The organism is Kitasatospora sp. NPDC038210 (assembly GCF_055600605.1).
Genome location: NZ_JBVJYK010000002.1, coordinates 293,572 through 309,037, shown reverse-complemented (window position 1 = coordinate 309,037; position 15,466 = coordinate 293,572). Strand labels below are relative to the sequence as shown.

Here is a 15,466-nt window from a genome sequence, read left to right as displayed (position 1 = left end):
GCGGAAACGCGTCTGGGGCGATCTCGTTGTGCGGACACGCGGGCGGCCGTGGGTGGGATGAAAAGCTCATCTACCCCGTCCGTAGCCTCCTTACTCATTCGAGCCGCCGCGTTCCCGCCGACCGCCGCGGCGGCGGTCGGCGAGCGGGCGGCCGAAGACCGGCGAACGGAAGACCGAAGACCGACGGACGGACGGCGGAAGGCCGACGGGGAGACCGCGGAAGAGCGGCGGACAGCGCACGGCGGAAGATCGACGGACGTTCGGCGCGGCTTGACTTCGTCCGGTTCGCTCGGCAAGGATCCCGGGCATGGACTCCGGCACCACTCTGGTCTGCCGCCTGCACGTCGATCTGCGACGCCAGGCGAGTTCCATCTGTGCCCGTTGACCTCGCACTCCCCCGCCGGTCCCGCCCTGTGACGTCTGCCAGGGCCCACGCCGCGCACCCGCACCCGCAGTCCTGACCTTCCCGCCCGCACCCCGGCGCACCCCGTGCGTACCGGGCCGCTCCGTCGGCCCGCGCCCGCCGACCAGCGCCGCCCACGGGCACACCCCGCCGACGTTCCCGCGCACCCGAGGACGCCTTGATGAGCCTGCACACCGGCCCGGCCCCCGTCTCCGAGCCCCCGACGACCACGCCCCCCGCGGTGGACGCCCGCGCCCCGCTCAGCCCCGGCACCCTGCGGACCATCGTCCGCGAGCTGGCCGAGCAGCCCGACCGGTGGATCCACCACGTCCGCCTCGCCACCGAGGAGCGCTGGTACCGGCGCCTGGTGGCCGAGGACGACCACGAGGTGTGGCTGATCAGCTGGCTCCCCGGCCAGTCCACCGGCTTCCACGACCACGGCGGCTCCCGCGGCGCGTTCACCGTCGCCCTCGGCGAGTTGGAGGAGCTGTCCCTCGGCGGTCCGGACCAGGGCCTGCTGATCCGCCGGGTGCCGGCCGGCACCGCGCGCGCCTTCGGCCCCGAGTACGTGCACGACGTGCGCAACACCGCGTCCGGCCCGGCCGTCACCCTGCACGCCTACTCGCCCCCGCTGGGCTCGATGGCGCACTACGACCTGCGGGCCGGAGGGCTCGTGCGCACGTCGGAGGAAGGACCGGAGCAATGGTGACCACGATCGACGACCTGGTGGAGCGGGCCCGCGAGGGCGTCCACCGTCCGCGCGCCCGGGAGGCGTACCAGGCGCAGCTGGACGGCGCACTGCTGGTGGACATCCGCCCGGCGGCGCAGCGGGCGGCCGAGGGGGAGATCCCGGGTTCGCTGATCATCGAACGCAACGTGCTGGAGTGGCGGCTCGACCCGACGGGCAGTCACCGGATCCCCGAGGCCGCGGGCTACGACATCGAGGTGATCGTGGTCTGCTCGGAGGGCTACGCCTCCAGCCTGGCCGCCGCCTCGCTCCGTGAACTGGGCCTGCACCGGGCGACCGACCTGGACGGCGGGTTCGTCGGCTGGGCGGCGGCCGGTCTGCCGACCCGTCCGGGCGCCTGACCCGGGACCACCGCGGCTGCCGGGACTCCCCGGGGCCCCGGGCTCCCCGGGCTCCCGACTGCGGACGGGAGCCCGGGACCCGGCCACGGTGTCGGTCCTGGCTCTGGCCCCCCACGCCGGACTCGGCCTCAGGCTCGGCCGCACGGCACGCGCCCGACGGTAAATCAGAGACAGGAGATGATGCAGGTCATAGTCTGATCGGAGTTTCCGCCGGTCCGAACCTGGGCAGCCACGCGGGCGGAGGATTGCCCGGGGCGGTTGGTACGACAAGCGCCACCGGCACCGATCCGCACCGCCGTTTGTCGACAAACCGCCAACAACCGAAAGACCGACCGACACAGGCGCCGCCTCCTCCGGGCGCCCTGACGAGGAAACACCCCGTGATCAGATTCGAGGGCGCCGGAAAGCGCCACCCCGACGGCACAGTCGCCGTCGAGGGCCTGGACCTTGAGGTCCCGACCGGTCGGATAACCGTCCTGGTCGGACCGTCCGGCTGCGGCAAGACCACCCTGCTGCGCATGGTCAACCGGATGGTCGAGCCCACCTCGGGCCGCGTACTGCTGGACGGCACCGACGTCGCCGAGCTGGAGCCCGCCAAACTGCGGCGCGGCATCGGCTACGTGATCCAGCAGGCCGGGCTGTTCCCGCACCGCAAGGTGATCGACAACATCGCCACCGTCCCCTACCTGCTCGGCTGGGACCGCAAGAAGGCCCGCGCGCGGGCCGCCGAACTGCTCGAACTGGTCGGGCTCGCACCCGAGACCGCCAAGCGGTACCCGTTCCAGCTGTCCGGCGGGCAGCAGCAGCGGGTCGGCGTGGCGCGCGCCCTGGCCGCCGACCCGCCGGTGCTGCTGATGGACGAACCGTTCAGCGCCGTCGACCCGGTCGTGCGTGCCGGGCTCCAGGAGGAGCTGCTGCGGCTGCAGTCCGAGCTGCACAAGACGGTGCTGTTCGTCACCCATGACATCGAGGAGGCCGTCCGGCTCGGCGACCAGGTGGTGGTGCTGCGCGAACGCGGCCGGATCGCGCAGCTGGCCGACCCGCACACGCTGCTCACCACCCCCGCCGACGACGGCGTGGCCGCTTTCCTCGGCCGTGACCGCGGCCTGCGCGGCCTCGGCCTGCGCCCCGCGCACGCCGTCGTGCTGCGCCCCCTGGGCAACGGGCTCAAGGACGGCTCAGGGGCCGGCGTCACGAACGGCGCAGGAGGAGGCGTCACGAACGGCTCCGGTGGCGGACTCAGGTACGGGGGCTGGGAGTTGGCGCTGGACGACGAGCGCCGCCCGATCGGCTGGATCGACCGCGCCGCGGTCACCGCCGAGCTGCACCCGGCCGCCGGATTCCGCCCGGACACCGACACCCTGCGCACCGCGCTGGACGCCGCCGTCCTCTCCCCCGCCGGGGTCGCGGTCGCGCTGGACGCCGAGGGCCGCGCCACCGGCACCGCGAGCCGCGAGGCCGTCCTCGCCGCGCTCCGGCCGGGCGCCGACGGCGCCGTCCGCACCGACGGGCCCCACGCCGCACCCCCCTCGAACAGCAGCAACGGGGACGGCGGCGGAAAGGACGGCGCCACCGGGAACGGCGGCCACGCACACGGCACCACCGGGAACGGCACCACCGGGAACGGCGACGGTCAGGACGGGGCCTCCGGTGGACGATGAACCGATCGTCCGCTGGTACTGGATCGGCGACCACCTCGGCTACCTCGGCCACCTGCTCGCCGACCACGCCGTGATCGCCCTCGTCCCCGTGCTCATCGGCCTGCTGCTGGCCGTCCCGCTCGGCCTCGCCTGCACCCGCTTCCCCCGGCTCTACCAGCCGCTGTCCGCCGTGTTCAACATCGTCTACGCACTGCCCTCACTGGCCGTGTTCGTGGTGCTGATCCCGTACACCGGGCTCGCCACCCAGGCGACGGTGATGATCCCGCTCACCTTCTACGCCCTCGCCGTCCTGCTGCCGACCACCGTGGACGGGCTGCGCGCCGTCCCGGACGCCGTCCGGCAGGCCGCCACCGCGATGGGGTACGGGCCGTGGCACCGGCTGACCTCGGTCGAACTGCCCGCCGCCGTCCCGTACCTGATCGCCGGACTGCGGGTCGCGGCGGTGTCCAGCATCTCGCTGGCGAGCGTCGGGGCGCTGGTCGGGCGCGGCGGGCTCGGCTACCTGTTCATCGACGGCTTCCAGCGCACCTTCCCGACCCCGATCGTGGCCGGCATCGCGCTGATCGCCGTCCTCGCGCTGGCCGTCGACCTGGTGCTGGTGGGGGCCCGGCGGGTGCTCGCACCCTGGGCCGTCCGGGAGAAGGGGGCGGGCTCGTGAACTGGCTCGACTGGCTGGGCGACTTCTTCACCTCCCCGGACCACCGCAGCGGCCCGGACGCGATCGTGCACCGGGTCTACGAACACCTGCTGCTCTCCGGCGAGGCCGTGCTGTTCGCGGCGCTGCTCGCCGTCCCGCTCGGGCTGCTGATCGGTTACACCGGGCGCGGTGTCACCGTGGTGACCGCGCTGGCCGGGGCCGCCCGCGCCCTGCCCACCCTCGGGCTGGTGACGCTGGCGGTGCTGCTCGCCGGGGTCGGCGACACCGCGGTCCTGATCCCGCTGGTCGCGCTCGCCGCGCCGCCGCTGCTGGTGGCCGCCGTCGAGGGGGTGCGCGGCACCGACCCGGACGTCCGGGACGCCGCGCGCGGCATCGGCCTGACCCACCCCCAGGTGCTGACGCAGGTCTGCCTGCCCTCGGCCGCGCCGACCCTGCTGGCGGGCTTCCGCACCGCGACCGTCCAGGTGATCGCGACCGCCACGGTCGCCGCCTACGTCGGGCTGGGCGGGCTCGGCCGCTACGTCATCGACGGGCTGGCGACCCGCAAGTACGCCGTGACCGTGGGCGGGGCGCTGCTGGTGGTGCTGCTCGCGGTCGGCGCCCAGTTGTTCTTCGCCCTGCTCGCCCGGTTCGCGCTCCCGCCCGGGGTGCGCGCCCAGCAGCGGGCCGGCTGAACCACCTCTCCCCATCCTCCCGGAAGGACATCTGTCACCATGTCGACAATGAAGCGAAGCCGACGTGCGGTCGTGATCGGCACGCTCGCCGCGCTCGCGCTCGGCGCCACCGCCTGCGGTTCCTCCGGCGGCGACCCGCTCGGCGGGGGTTCCAGCGCCTCGGCGGCATCAGGCGCCCCGGCGGCGGGCGGTTCGGGCGGCGGCTCCGGTTCGACGGTGGTCGTCGGCTCCGCGAACTTCCCCGAGAACGTGCTGCTCGGCTCGATCTACTCGCAGGCCCTCAAGGCCAAGGGCGTCAAGGTCGAGGAGAAGTTCAACATCGGCAGCCGCGAGGTGCTCTACGGCCAGCTGCAGAGCGGCAACCTCACCGTCCTGCCCGAGTACAACGGTGCGCTGCTCGCCTACCTGGACGCCAAGGCCACCGCCGTCACCACCCAGGACGTGAACGCGGCGCTCGCCAAGACACTGCCCGCCTCGCTGGGGATCCTCGACTCCTCCCCCGCCGAGGACAAGGACTCGCTCAGCGTCTCTCAGGAGACCGCCACCAAGTACAACCTCAAGAGCATCGACGACCTGGCCGCCAAGGCCGGCGAGTTCACCATCGGCGGCCCGCCGGAGTTCAAGTCCCGCCGCGAGCAGCAGTTCAAGGACGTCTACGCGCTGACGTTCAAGGAGTGGAAGCCCACCGCCGACACCACCGCGAACGCGCTCAAGGACGGCGGCGTCCAGGTCGGCAACGTGTTCACCACCGACCCGAAGATCGTCCAGTACAAGCTCGTTCCGCTGGCCGACCCGAAGAACGTCTTCGGCGCACAGAACATCACCCCGCTGGTCAACAAGGCCGGCGTGGACGCCACCGCGACGGCGGCGCTCGACGCGGTGTCGGCCAAGCTCGACACCGCGGGGCTGACGGCGCTGATGAAGCGGGTCGCGGTGGACAAGGAGGACCCGTCGACGGTGGCCAAGGACTGGCTGAAGTCCAACGGCCTGGGCTGACGACCGGCCCGGCCCGGCCGACCGCCCGCCCGCACGCCCGCCCGCACGACGGGCCGGTACGAACGAACATCCCGCACGACGAACGGCGGCCCGGGGACTCGCTCCCCGGGCCGCCGTCCGCCGTTCCCGGCGCCCCCGCCCGCACTCCCCGGGGACCTTCCCTTCCGCGCCGCGAACATGACAGTCTGGGCGCCATGCGCACTCGACTCCTCGCCGCCACCCTCACGGCACTCGCCGCGGTGAGCCTCGCTGCCTGCTCCAGCTCCGGATCGAGCTCGGGCAAGGCCACCTCCGCGGCCGGCTCCCCCACCGCCACCGCCGCCTCCACCACTTCGGCCGCCGCACCCTCGGACGCCGCCACGACGCCGGCGGCCCCCGTCCCCGGCACGGCCGCCCCCACGGCCGACGGCTCGGCGGGCACGCCCGCCGCGCCCGCCGACGCCGGCGCCTCGGGAGCCCCCGCACCGGCCAAGCCCGCCCCGCCCGCCGACGCCGGGCTGCCCACCAAGCCGGGCGCCGACCTGACCGGCAAGCTGGTCGCCGCACTGGACGCGATCGACCCGGCGATCGTCGGCGGCAAGCCGGACCAGGCCGTGGACCGGGCGCGCAACCAGTGCCAGTCGATGTACCAGTTCCCCAAGGACAAGGGGAAGCTGGTCGAGCTGGCCAACCAGCGCTTCACTTCGCCCGACCACCCGCAGGGCTTCGGGCCGGACACCGCCGCCAAGATCAACGACGCGCTGCGCGCCACGCTCTGCCCCGCCACGCGCTGACCCACGCGTCACACCACCCCCGCTCGCGGCGCCCGCGCCGCGACGCCCCGAACCGCCCGGTGTCCTGAGCGCCGGGCCGCCGTGGCCGCGCCCCACCCACCGGGTGCGCGGCCACGGTCCCCTTCCGCCCGGTGACGCTCCCCCGGGCGGCCCCTCCATCCCGGCCGCCAATCCGCGCCCTACGCCCGCGCGGGCCGTATGCTGACGAACTGTCAGGTCTCTTGACAGACCAGTGGTCTAGTCCAAACATAAGCATGTCGATCCGACCGGGATGCACTGTGGGGGTGTGACCACCGGCGGCTGAGGCACTGCCCTGCCCTGTTCCGCTCCACCCCCGCTCCGTACGGCCGCGTGCACACGCACCGCCGCCCGCCTCCACGCGAGTCGGTGGGCCGCCGCACGCCCGCACACCGCACGCTCCCGAACTCCGCCCCGTCCCGCTCCACCCCGCTCCACCCGGTCCCGAACCGGAACGCACCGCACCGCACCCGATCCGATCCCCGGGCCAGGGCTCACCCGGCCGCTCCCCACACGGCCGCCCGCGATCGATCGCACCTCCCCAACGTCCAGCCCCACCAAGTCTGTTGGAGAATCCATGCGTCTTCGCAGAACGATCCAGGCCGCCCTGACGGCCTGCGCCACCCTGGCCGCCTCGGCCGGCCTGGTCGCGGTCGGAACGGCCTCCGCCCAGGCCGCCACCCCGCTCCCCAGCCGGGTCTTCGCCCCCTACTTCGAAGCCTGGACCGGCCAGAGCCCGGCCCAGCTGGCCGCGCAGTCCGGCGCCAAGCACCTGACCATGGCGTTCCTGCAGGCCGCCACCAAGGGCTCGTGCACGCCGTACTGGAACGGCGACTCCTCCATGCCGGTCTCCTCCTCGACCTTCGGCGCCGACATCGCCACCATCCGCGCCAACGGCGGAGACGTGATCCCGTCCTTCGGCGGCTACACCGCCGACAACACCGGCACCGAACTGGCCGACAGCTGCACCGACGTCAACCAGATCGCGGCCGCTTTCGAGAACGTCATCACGACTTACGACATCAGCCGGATCGACCTCGACATCGAGGACAACTCGCTGACCAACACCGCCGGGATCGACCGCCGCAACAAGGCGATCAAGCTGGTGCAGGACTGGGCCGCCACCAAGGGGCGGAGCATCCAGTTCTCCTACACCCTTCCGACCACCACCGGCGGGCTCGCCGACAGCGGCCTCGCGGTGCTGCGCAACGCGGTCAGCAACAACGCGCGGATCGACGTCGTCAACATGATGACCTTCGACTACTACGACGGCGCCACCCACGACATGGCGGCCGACACCCAGACCTCCGCGCAGGGCCTCTACAACCAGCTGGCCAGGCTCTATCCGTCCAAGACCCCCGCCCAGCTGTGGGGTTCGATCGGGATCACCGAGATGCTCGGCATCGACGACTACGGGGCGGCCGAGACCTTCACCGTGGCCAACGCCACCACCGTGTACAACTGGGCGGTCTCCAAGGGCATCAACACCCTGTCCTTCTGGGCCCTGCAGCGCGACAACGGCGGCTGCCCCGGGACGGCCGGGAGCGACTCCTGCTCCGGGATCAACCAGAACACCTGGGACTTCACCCACATCTTCGCGCCGTTCACCAGCGGCTCGACGGTGAGCAACGACTTCTCGGTCTCCGTCAGCCCTAACTCCGGTACGGTCAGCGCCGGTTCGTCCACCTCGGCGACCATCGCGACGGCCGTGACGGCGGGCTCGGCGCAGAGCGTCAGCCTCTCGGCCAGCGGCGCACCGGCCGGCGTCACCGCCACCGTCACCCCCGGCAGCGTCACCGCCGGGAACAACGCCACGCTCAACATCTCCACCACCTCGTCGGTGGCGCCCGGCAGTTACCCGATCACCGTGACCGGCTCGGCGGCCTCCGGCAGTCACACCGGCGTCTTCACGCTGAACGTCACCGGCACCCAGCCCGGCAATGACTTCTCGGTCGCGGTGAACCCGAACTCCGGTACGGTCAGTGCCGGTTCGTCGGCATCGGCGACCATCGCGACGGCCGTGACGGCGGGCTCGGCGCAGAGCGTCAGCCTCTCGGCCAGCGGCGCACCGGCCGGCGTCACCGCCACCGTCACCCCCGGCAGCGTCACCGCCGGGAACAACGCCACGCTCAACATCTCCACCACCTCGGCCGCGGCGGCGGGCACCTACCCGCTGACCGTGACCGCCACCGCGCCGTCCGGCACCCACACCACGACCTACTCGCTGACGGTCACCGGGACCACCCCGACGACCGGCGTGGTCAACGGTGACCTGGAGAGCGGCACGCTCGCTCCGTGGACCTGCCAGAGCGGCGGCGCCGTGGTCTCCACGCCGGCCCACTCCGGCACCCACGCGCTGCAGGCCGCGGCCACCGCGAGCCAGACCGGCCAGTGCTCCCAGACCGTCACGCTGAAGCCCAACACGAGCTACACGCTGACCGGCTGGGTGCAGGGCAACTACGCCTACGTCGGGGTCAGCGGCGGCGCCAGCGCCGCCACCTGGGCCAACTCCGCCGGCTGGACCAAGCTGTCCGTCCCCTTCACCACCGGCACGTCCGGCACCGTCACCGTGTACCTGCACGGCTGGTACGGCCAGGGCAACGTGTTCGGGGACGACTTCTCGATCGCGTAGCGGGTGGCACCGGACGGATGACGGCCGGCGGACGCCGAATGACGGCCCACGAATGACAGCCCACGAATGACGGCCGCCGAACGACGGCCGACAAGTAACAGATGACGGATGACAGCTGACAGATTTCAACATCTGTCAGCTGTCATCCGTTCGTCCTCTCCCGCCCGGCTTCGCCTCAGGCCCCCGCCGCCCGCATCCGCGCCGGCCGGCACAGCGCCAGGTACGCCGTGCTCGCCAGCAGCCCGCAGACCAGGACCACCACGGCCAGCAGCACCGCGGACGGCCGCCCGCCGAGGCTGCTCAACGGGGCGACCACCGCGCCGACCAGGAAGTTGCCCGTCCCGAGCAGCGCCGACGCGGTGCCCGCGACCTGCGGCTCGACCAGGCCGAGCGCCTGCGCGGCGGTGTTCGGCAGGAGCACCCCCAGGCTGCCCATCATCACGAACAGGGGCGCACAGAACCCGACCAGCCCGAAGTCCCACACCGTCGTCAGCAGCACCAGCGCCGCCCCGGCGGCGACCGCCACCGCGAGGCTGCCCAGCATCAGCGCCCGCGCCGTGCAGCGCGGCGCCAGCACCCGCCCGTTCACCTGCGTCATCACCACGATCGCCACCGAGTTCAGCCCGAACAGCAGGCTGTAGGTCTGCGGCGAGACCTGGTAGACGTGCTGGAGCACCGTCGAGGACCCGCTGATGTAACCGAACAGCGCACCGAAGGCGAGGGAGCTGGTCAGCGCCAGCCCGAGGAACGGCAGGTTGCGCAGCAACCGCCCCATCACCCGCAGGGTCGCGCCCACCCCGCCGGCTTCCCTGGTCTCCGGCGGCAGCGTCTCGCGCAGCGCGCCGAACGCGGCCAGGGTGAGCAGCAGGCCGAGCGCGGTGAGCGTGCCGAAGGTGCCGCGCCACGAGGTGAACCGCAGCAGCTGCGCGCCGATGATCGGGGCGAGGATCGGCGCCAGTCCCGATATCAGCGCGATCGAGGCGAGGAAGCGCAGCAGCGCGACGCCCTGGAAGCGGTCCCGGGAGACGGCGCGCCCGATGACCAGCCCGGCCGATCCCGCCGCGCCCTGGACGAAGCGAGCGGCGATCAGGACCGACAGGTTCGGCGCGAGCGCGCACACCACGCTGGACAGGGTGTAGACGACGAGTCCGGCGAGCAGCGGCGGGCGGCGCCCGAAGCGGTCACTGAGCGGTCCGAAGAGCATCTGCCCGGCCGCGACCCCGAACATCGAGAAGGTGAGGGTCAGCTGGACGGCGGCCGGTTCGGCCACCAGGTCGTCGGCGATCGCGGGCAGGCCGGGGAGGTAGAGGTCGGTGGTGAGCGGTCCCAGTGCGGTGAGGCCGCCCAGGACGGCGATCGTGGCCCAACCGGTGCCGGCCTGGCCGGTGGCGGGTGTGGTGACGGCAGCGGTCGACGTGTCATCGGTGGGGCCGACGGTCGGGCCGGGCATGGCTCTCCTCACGGACGGGGCGACGGGGGTCGTTCGCGCTCCGTCCTATCGCAGCCCGGTCCGGTTCCGACAGCAGGGGGCGCACCCGAGTGCGGTCGCCGCTCCCGCACACCGACGTACCGTACACGCACGAGGGCGACCCGCCCGCACCTCTCGGTGCCCGGCGGGCCGCTTGGTGGTCCGTCTGTTTCCCCGGCCCGACCGGCCGTTCCGCGGCCTCCGGGCCGGTCGACGCCCCGTACCCTGCCGGCGCTCAGGCCCGGTGGCTGCTCAGGCCCGGTCGGAGCTCGGCGCTCGGCGCCCGGTGGGGGTGCTCAGTGCTTGGCGGCGTGCTCGGCGCGAAGGGCTGCCTGCACCGCCGCGCCGTCCTGCCAGGCGTAGAGCTGGTTGCCGGTCAGCGTCACGTTGTAGTGCCCGCAGGTGCCGCTGGCCTTGGCCGCGACGCCCTCCGGGAACCAGCCGGCCTTGAGCGTCATCGGCACCGGGTGCGCGGACTTGCCCGGCAGCCCGGTGGTGCAGCCGACGGGCAGCCGGCCCTCCGGGAGGGTGGCGCGCAGCAGGCGGTCGTCGCCCGTGGTGGACATCAGGTACTTCACGCCGGAGGCGTTGTCGGGCAGCCAGGCCGGCATCGAGCGGCCGTCGGCCTTGGCCTGGGTGCCGGTCTCGTACGAGGCCTGCTCCTGGTGGCGGCCGTCGTACCAGTCGGACACCCTCGGACCCACTGCCACGGCCGCCACGGCCACGGCCATGCCGGTACCCGCGACTCCCAGCGCGACCTTGCTCACGATGCCCTTCATGCCCGACTGTCCTCTCCGTGTCCGTGTCCGTGGCCGGTGCTCTCGGCCGGTGTCCGTGCCCGGTTCCGTCGCCCCGCGTCCGCCGTCGGCAGCCATGTGGATCCGCTCGGATCCGCGCCGCCGGCCCGGCCGACGCACTGCGCCATCCGGTGCAACCATCGTGGCCCGTGCCGCTCCGGCGGAGCGTCACCACCAAGTCGCGATCTTGTCTCCAACCCACGGGGTACCGTCTCCACCTTCAGGCGTATGCCGTCCGGCAGAGGCGCTGAGCTCCGGAAACCCGGCACGTGCCGGTCCGGCGCTCAGGTTGGCACACCCGGGTCGAGCGCCGCCCGAGCCCCGATCGAGCTTCGCTCAAGCCCGGCACCCCCGCAGCCGGGCCTGCTGCACCCGGGGCATCGGGCCCCGGGCGTCAGGTCGCCGTCGGGTCCGGCCGCGTTCGGCCGGGTCCCGCGGATCGCCGCGGACCTGCGGATCGGCGCGGGTCGGCGCGGGCCCAGCGGTCCGCGCCGCGGGGTCGGACGACCACGGGTCGGACCGCCACGGGTCGGACCGCCACGGGTCAGACCGTCACGGGCACCGGGCGGGCGACCGGGAAGGGGCGTCCGTCGAGGGTCCAGTGCGGGTCGATCGGGCGCAGCAGGGAGGCGTACACCTGGGCGGCGACGTCCGGGTGGCGGATCTCCCCGGCGGGCGGTCCGGCCGGAATGCCGTGCCCGGCGCAGGCGACCCAGGCCGTCCGCTCCTCGACCGTGCGGCCGCCGTGGCCACCGGCGTCGACGTGGCCGTGGTCGGTGACGACGATGACGGTCCACTGCTCCTCGGCGTACGTGGCGCGTCCGCGGACGGCGTCCAGGAGGCGGCCGAGGCGCTCATCGGCTGCGCGCATGGCGGCGCGGTACCCCTCGCCGCAGCCGAGGAAGTGGGCGGTCTCGTCGACGGCGCCGAGGTAGACGAAGGAGGCCTCGGGGTCGGCGGTGCCGAGGACGTGGACGGCCTCCCGGGTGACCTCCTCGTCCACGACCTCCCAGGCCTCGGGGGTGTCCTCGGCCGGGGCGATGTAGGAGAGCCGGCCGGGGGCGCGGAAGAGCGGGCCGCCGGACTCGTTGATCATCAGCGGGTCCCAGCCGGCCGCGACGAAGGTGCGGCGGCGGTCGCCGCGGTTGAGGCGCGTGGCGAAGTCGGGGAACACGTCGAGCCGGTTGCCGGCCAGGTGGTTGCCCCAGACGCCGTGCTTGGCGGGCTCGACGCCGGTGACGATGGTGGCCCAGCACGGGCCGGACATGGTCGGCGTGGTGTCCGCCACGGTGACCGGCACCAGGAACCCGGCCTCGGCGACCTCCTGGAGGCGCGGCATCGGCACCTGCGCGAGGTAGTCGTGGCGGACGCCGTCGATCCCGACGACGAGCACCCGGGGGCGGGGCCACTGGACAGCGGACATGGCGGGGGTTCCTTTCGGTCGTGCACGCGCTCGGCCGCGCCCGTCAGGGGCCGCCGCCGACCGCGCCATGCTTCACCGGCCGCCGTACCGTCCGGCGTCGCACCGTCGAACGGCAGGTGTCCGCCGGGTGTCGGGAGATCGCCGATCGGCCGTCCGACGGCCGTCCCGACCGTTCCGGGGCGGAGGACCGTCCGGATCGCCCCGGGGCCGGAAGGCCGTCCGGACCGCCCCGGGACCGGAGGACCGGCCGGACCGCCCCGGGACCGGAGGACCGGCCGGACCGGCCTGCGGTCAGGCGACCGCGCGGACGAAGCGGCGGTCGGTCGCCGCGAGTTCGGCGGCCGGGCCGGCGGCACGCAGCACGACGTCCAGGACGCGCTCCGGGTCGGCGGCGTAGCAGTGCGCGAACCACGGCAGGTTGGCCTCGACCACGGCCCACCGCTCGGCCGGGTCGTACGGGTCGGCGATCGGGCCGACGTCCAGGGCGACCGCCCCGGGCAGGGTGTCGCCGACGGCCGCGAGCAGCCGGCGGGCGAAGGCGACGGCCTCGGAGGTGGTCGGCGCCGGGTCGAGCCATCCGAAGCGGGCGTAGCGGCTGCCGGTGAGCACCTCGCCGTCGCGGACGAACAGCCGGTACTCGGCGGCGAACGTCACCGGCTCGCTGACCAGCACGGGCGTGTCCGGGCCGATCCGCTCCCCGGTGCGCGGCAGCCGGGAGCCGTCCGGGTAGACGGCGGGCGGCAGCGACTTGTCGGCCGGCGGCTTGACGAACGCCGGGTGGCGCAGCGTCCAGGCCTCGGCGAGCGTGGTCAGCTCGATCCGGCGGCGGGTGAACTCCTCGGGGAGCCGGGCGAGCCAGTCGTCCTCGGGTTCGAGCAGGGCCAGGCCCAGCGGCGCGGCGATCCGGGCGGCGGCGAGCGGCCCGCCGTACCAGTGCACGGGCCGCCCGGCGAGCCGCCGGACCGTCTCCGGGCCGTGCAGGACGGCGGTGGTGAGACCGCGTCGGGCGGCCGCCTCGACGAGCAGGGCGGTGGTGCTGGTCGGCTGGGCCGAGGTGAGCAGGACGCGGTCGCCCGCCCCCGCGGCGGTCGGCCCCGTCACGGCGCGGGCCGGAACTCGTGGACCACCTCGATGCGGCCGACGACGTGCCGGTTGAACTCGTCCAGCTCCTCGGCGGGCACCCAGAGTTCGAGGATCGTCCGGCCGCCGGCCTGCCGCACGGGGTAGCGGGCCAGGAACCCGGTCTCGACCTCGAAGCGGGTGACGTAGCCGACGCCCGAGGCGGGGACGTTCCAGTCCCGGGCGATCCGGATCGCGTAGTCCTCGTCGAGGACGGGGTAGAAGATCGGCTGGTCGGGCAGGCGGGCCGGCCAGGCACGCCAGTCGGCGGCCTCGACCAGCGCCAGCTCCTGGGGCCCGGTGGGGCGCCAGAGGGTGGTGGTCCGGGGTGTCCGGGCGTGCTGACTGGTCATGGCAGGGAACGGTAGCCGGGTCGTCGCGGGCCCGGCCACCGGATTTCTCCTGCTCAGGCGGGGTGGACGGCCGGTCAGCGGTACGCGGGCTCGCCGGTGATGGCCTCGCCGAGGACGAGGGTGTGGATCTCGCTGGTCCCCTCGTAGGTGAGCACCGACTCCAGGTTGTTGGCGTGCCGCAGCACCGGGTACTCCGTGGTGATGCCGTTCGCCCCGAGGACGGTCCGGGCGCTGCGGGCGATCTCCAGTGCGGCGCGGACGTTGTTGAGCTTGCCGAAGCTGACGTGCGGCGCGCGGGCCGCTCCGTCCTCCTTGAGCCGGCCGATCCGCAGCGCCACCAGATAGGCCTTCTCGACCTCCAGCATCATCTCGACCAGCTTCTGCTGGGTCAGCTGGAAGCCGGCGATCGGACGGTCGAACTGGATCCGGCTCTTGGCGTAGTCCAGCGCGGCGGTGTAGCAGTCGCGGGCGGCGCCGACGGTGCCCCAGAGGATGCCGTAGCGGGCCTCGTTGAGGGAGGAGAGCGGCCCGCGCAGGCCGACCACCCCGGGGAGCACGGCGTCCGCGGGCAGGACCACCTCGTCGAAGGCGAGCTCGCTGGTCACGGAGGCGCGCAGGGAGAGCTTGCCGTGCACGTCGGTGGTGGTCAGGCCGCGGGTGCCGCGCTCGACCAGGAAGCCGCGCACGCCCTCCTCCGTCTGCGCCCAGACCACGGCGACGTCGGCGATGCTGCCGTTGGTGATCCACATCTTGCTGCCGGACAGCACCCAGTCGCCGCCCTCGCCGCCCTTGCGGACCGCCCGGGTGCGCATGTTCGCCGGGTCCGACCCGAAGTCCGGCTCGGTGAGCCCGAAGCAGCCGATCAGCTCGCCGGCGGCCATGCCGGGCAGCCAGCGCTGCTTCTGCTCCTCGGAGCCGAAGGCGTGGATCGAGCGCATGGCGAGCGAGCCCTGGACGGAGACGAAGCTGCGCAGCCCCGAGTCCGCCGCCTCCAGCTCCATGCAGGCCACGCCGTAGGCCACCGCGCCGGCGCCCGCGCAGCCGTAGCCGTCGAGGTGCATGCCGAGCACGCCGAGGGCGCCGAGTTCGGGGGCGAGTTCACGTGCCGGGAAGACGCCGCGCTCGAACCAGTCGCCGATGTGCGGGCGGATCCGCTCCTCGGTGAACCGGCGGACGGTGTCGCGGATCAGCCGCTCCTCGTCGGTGAGGAGGTCGCCGACGGCGAGCAGGTCGGACGGGTCGATCCGGGTCGGCTTCGTCATCGAAGCTCCTTGTGGTCTCGGCGGAGTACCGGTCTCGGCGCCCGGTCCCGGCGTGGGTCTGCGGAGTACCGGCGAGTATTCCGCACGTGGCCGGGCCGTGGTGGGTGCGAGCGAGTGAGGAAAGCGACATGGACGGCTTC

Annotated in this window: 15 protein-coding genes; 9 read left to right on the top strand and 6 right to left on the bottom strand. The window is 73.6% G+C overall.

From position 1 onward, the window contains the following. Window positions 1-307 precede the first annotated feature (307 nt). From ACZ7KX_RS04870 to ACZ7KX_RS04830, 9 genes are all read left to right on the top strand, one after another. Window positions 308-385: a putative leader peptide gene (locus ACZ7KX_RS04870; protein ID WP_374209156.1), complete on the top strand. Its 78-nt coding sequence runs from the start codon at window positions 308-310 to the stop codon at window positions 383-385. A 199-nt stretch (window positions 386-584) separates the two neighbouring features. Next, the gene (locus ACZ7KX_RS04865) at window positions 585-1,112 is read left to right on the top strand and encodes a cysteine dioxygenase (protein ID WP_350519034.1); all 528 of its coding nucleotides are present in this window, start codon (window positions 585-587) and stop codon (window positions 1,110-1,112) included. Beyond that, window positions 1,106-1,492, top strand: coding sequence for a rhodanese-like domain-containing protein (locus ACZ7KX_RS04860; protein ID WP_470325315.1), 387 nt, complete (start codon window positions 1,106-1,108; stop codon window positions 1,490-1,492). Before ACZ7KX_RS04865 ends, ACZ7KX_RS04860 begins: the two co-directional genes overlap by 7 nt. 380 nt (window positions 1,493-1,872) lie before the next feature. Then, on the top strand, window positions 1,873-3,153 hold the full coding sequence (locus ACZ7KX_RS04855; RefSeq protein WP_470325314.1) for an ABC transporter ATP-binding protein: 1,281 nt from the start codon (window positions 1,873-1,875) through the stop codon (window positions 3,151-3,153). Further along, window positions 3,143-3,811, top strand: coding sequence for an ABC transporter permease (locus ACZ7KX_RS04850; protein ID WP_350519037.1), 669 nt, complete (start codon window positions 3,143-3,145; stop codon window positions 3,809-3,811). Before ACZ7KX_RS04855 ends, ACZ7KX_RS04850 begins: the two co-directional genes overlap by 11 nt. Then, entirely contained in the window at window positions 3,808-4,485 is a 678-nt protein-coding gene (locus tag ACZ7KX_RS04845; protein WP_470325313.1) for an ABC transporter permease, read from the top strand. The genes ACZ7KX_RS04850 and ACZ7KX_RS04845 overlap by 4 nt, the downstream gene beginning before the upstream one ends. A 48-nt stretch (window positions 4,486-4,533) precedes the next feature. After that, entirely contained in the window at window positions 4,534-5,481 is a 948-nt protein-coding gene (locus tag ACZ7KX_RS04840; RefSeq protein WP_470325312.1) for an ABC transporter substrate-binding protein, read from the top strand. A gap of 194 nt (window positions 5,482-5,675) precedes the next feature. Next, window positions 5,676-6,254, top strand: coding sequence for a hypothetical protein (locus tag ACZ7KX_RS04835; protein ID WP_470325311.1), 579 nt, complete (start codon window positions 5,676-5,678; stop codon window positions 6,252-6,254). A gap of 595 nt (window positions 6,255-6,849) precedes the next feature. Next, window positions 6,850-8,904, top strand: a complete 2,055-nt coding sequence (locus tag ACZ7KX_RS04830) for a glycosyl hydrolase family 18 protein (protein WP_470325310.1) — start codon at window positions 6,850-6,852, stop codon at window positions 8,902-8,904. A gap of 175 nt (window positions 8,905-9,079) precedes the next feature. Here the strand turns inward: ACZ7KX_RS04830 and ACZ7KX_RS04825 are convergent, their stop codons facing one another. The 6 genes from ACZ7KX_RS04825 to ACZ7KX_RS04800 form a co-directional block, all read right to left on the bottom strand. Further along, window positions 9,080-10,354: a multidrug effflux MFS transporter gene (locus ACZ7KX_RS04825; protein WP_470325309.1), complete on the bottom strand. Its 1,275-nt coding sequence runs from the start codon at window positions 10,352-10,354 to the stop codon at window positions 9,080-9,082. Between the two features lie 314 nt (window positions 10,355-10,668). Next, window positions 10,669-11,151: a hypothetical protein gene (locus tag ACZ7KX_RS04820; protein WP_350519043.1), complete on the bottom strand. Its 483-nt coding sequence runs from the start codon at window positions 11,149-11,151 to the stop codon at window positions 10,669-10,671. Window positions 11,152-11,713: 562 nt separating this feature from the next. Beyond that, window positions 11,714-12,592 carry an alkaline phosphatase family protein gene (locus ACZ7KX_RS04815; protein ID WP_470325308.1) on the bottom strand — a complete coding sequence of 293 codons (879 nt, stop codon included), beginning with the start codon at window positions 12,590-12,592 and terminating at the stop codon, window positions 11,714-11,716. A gap of 291 nt (window positions 12,593-12,883) precedes the next feature. Continuing rightward, entirely contained in the window at window positions 12,884-13,693 is an 810-nt protein-coding gene (locus tag ACZ7KX_RS04810; RefSeq protein ID WP_470325307.1) for an ATP-grasp domain-containing protein, read from the bottom strand. After that, window positions 13,690-14,064, bottom strand: a complete 375-nt coding sequence (locus ACZ7KX_RS04805) for a hypothetical protein (RefSeq protein WP_470325306.1) — start codon at window positions 14,062-14,064, stop codon at window positions 13,690-13,692. The genes ACZ7KX_RS04810 and ACZ7KX_RS04805 overlap by 4 nt, the downstream gene beginning before the upstream one ends. A gap of 74 nt (window positions 14,065-14,138) precedes the next feature. Further along, window positions 14,139-15,326, bottom strand: a complete 1,188-nt coding sequence (locus ACZ7KX_RS04800) for an acyl-CoA dehydrogenase family protein (protein ID WP_350519046.1) — start codon at window positions 15,324-15,326, stop codon at window positions 14,139-14,141. Window positions 15,327-15,466 lie beyond the last annotated feature (140 nt).

What these genes read in the sequence shown, in the direction of transcription:
- ACZ7KX_RS04840 (WP_470325312.1), top strand. Translation starts at nt 4,534, where the DNA reads ATGAAGCGAAGCCGACGTGCGGTCGTGATCGGCACGCTCGCCGCGCTC.
- ACZ7KX_RS04815 (WP_470325308.1), bottom strand. Translation starts at nt 12,592, where the DNA reads ATGTCCGCTGTCCAGTGGCCCCGCCCCCGGGTGCTCGTCGTCGGGATC.
- ACZ7KX_RS04825 (WP_470325309.1), bottom strand. Translation starts at nt 10,354, where the DNA reads ATGCCCGGCCCGACCGTCGGCCCCACCGATGACACGTCGACCGCTGCC.
- ACZ7KX_RS04800 (WP_350519046.1), bottom strand. Translation starts at nt 15,326, where the DNA reads ATGACGAAGCCGACCCGGATCGACCCGTCCGACCTGCTCGCCGTCGGC.
- ACZ7KX_RS04830 (WP_470325310.1), top strand. Translation starts at nt 6,850, where the DNA reads ATGCGTCTTCGCAGAACGATCCAGGCCGCCCTGACGGCCTGCGCCACC.
- ACZ7KX_RS04820 (WP_350519043.1), bottom strand. Translation starts at nt 11,151, where the DNA reads ATGAAGGGCATCGTGAGCAAGGTCGCGCTGGGAGTCGCGGGTACCGGC.
- ACZ7KX_RS04835 (WP_470325311.1), top strand. Translation starts at nt 5,676, where the DNA reads ATGCGCACTCGACTCCTCGCCGCCACCCTCACGGCACTCGCCGCGGTG.
- ACZ7KX_RS04870 (WP_374209156.1), top strand. Translation starts at nt 308, where the DNA reads ATGGACTCCGGCACCACTCTGGTCTGCCGCCTGCACGTCGATCTGCGA.
- ACZ7KX_RS04860 (WP_470325315.1), top strand. Translation starts at nt 1,106, where the DNA reads ATGGTGACCACGATCGACGACCTGGTGGAGCGGGCCCGCGAGGGCGTC.
- ACZ7KX_RS04805 (WP_470325306.1), bottom strand. Translation starts at nt 14,064, where the DNA reads ATGACCAGTCAGCACGCCCGGACACCCCGGACCACCACCCTCTGGCGC.
- ACZ7KX_RS04865 (WP_350519034.1), top strand. Translation starts at nt 585, where the DNA reads ATGAGCCTGCACACCGGCCCGGCCCCCGTCTCCGAGCCCCCGACGACC.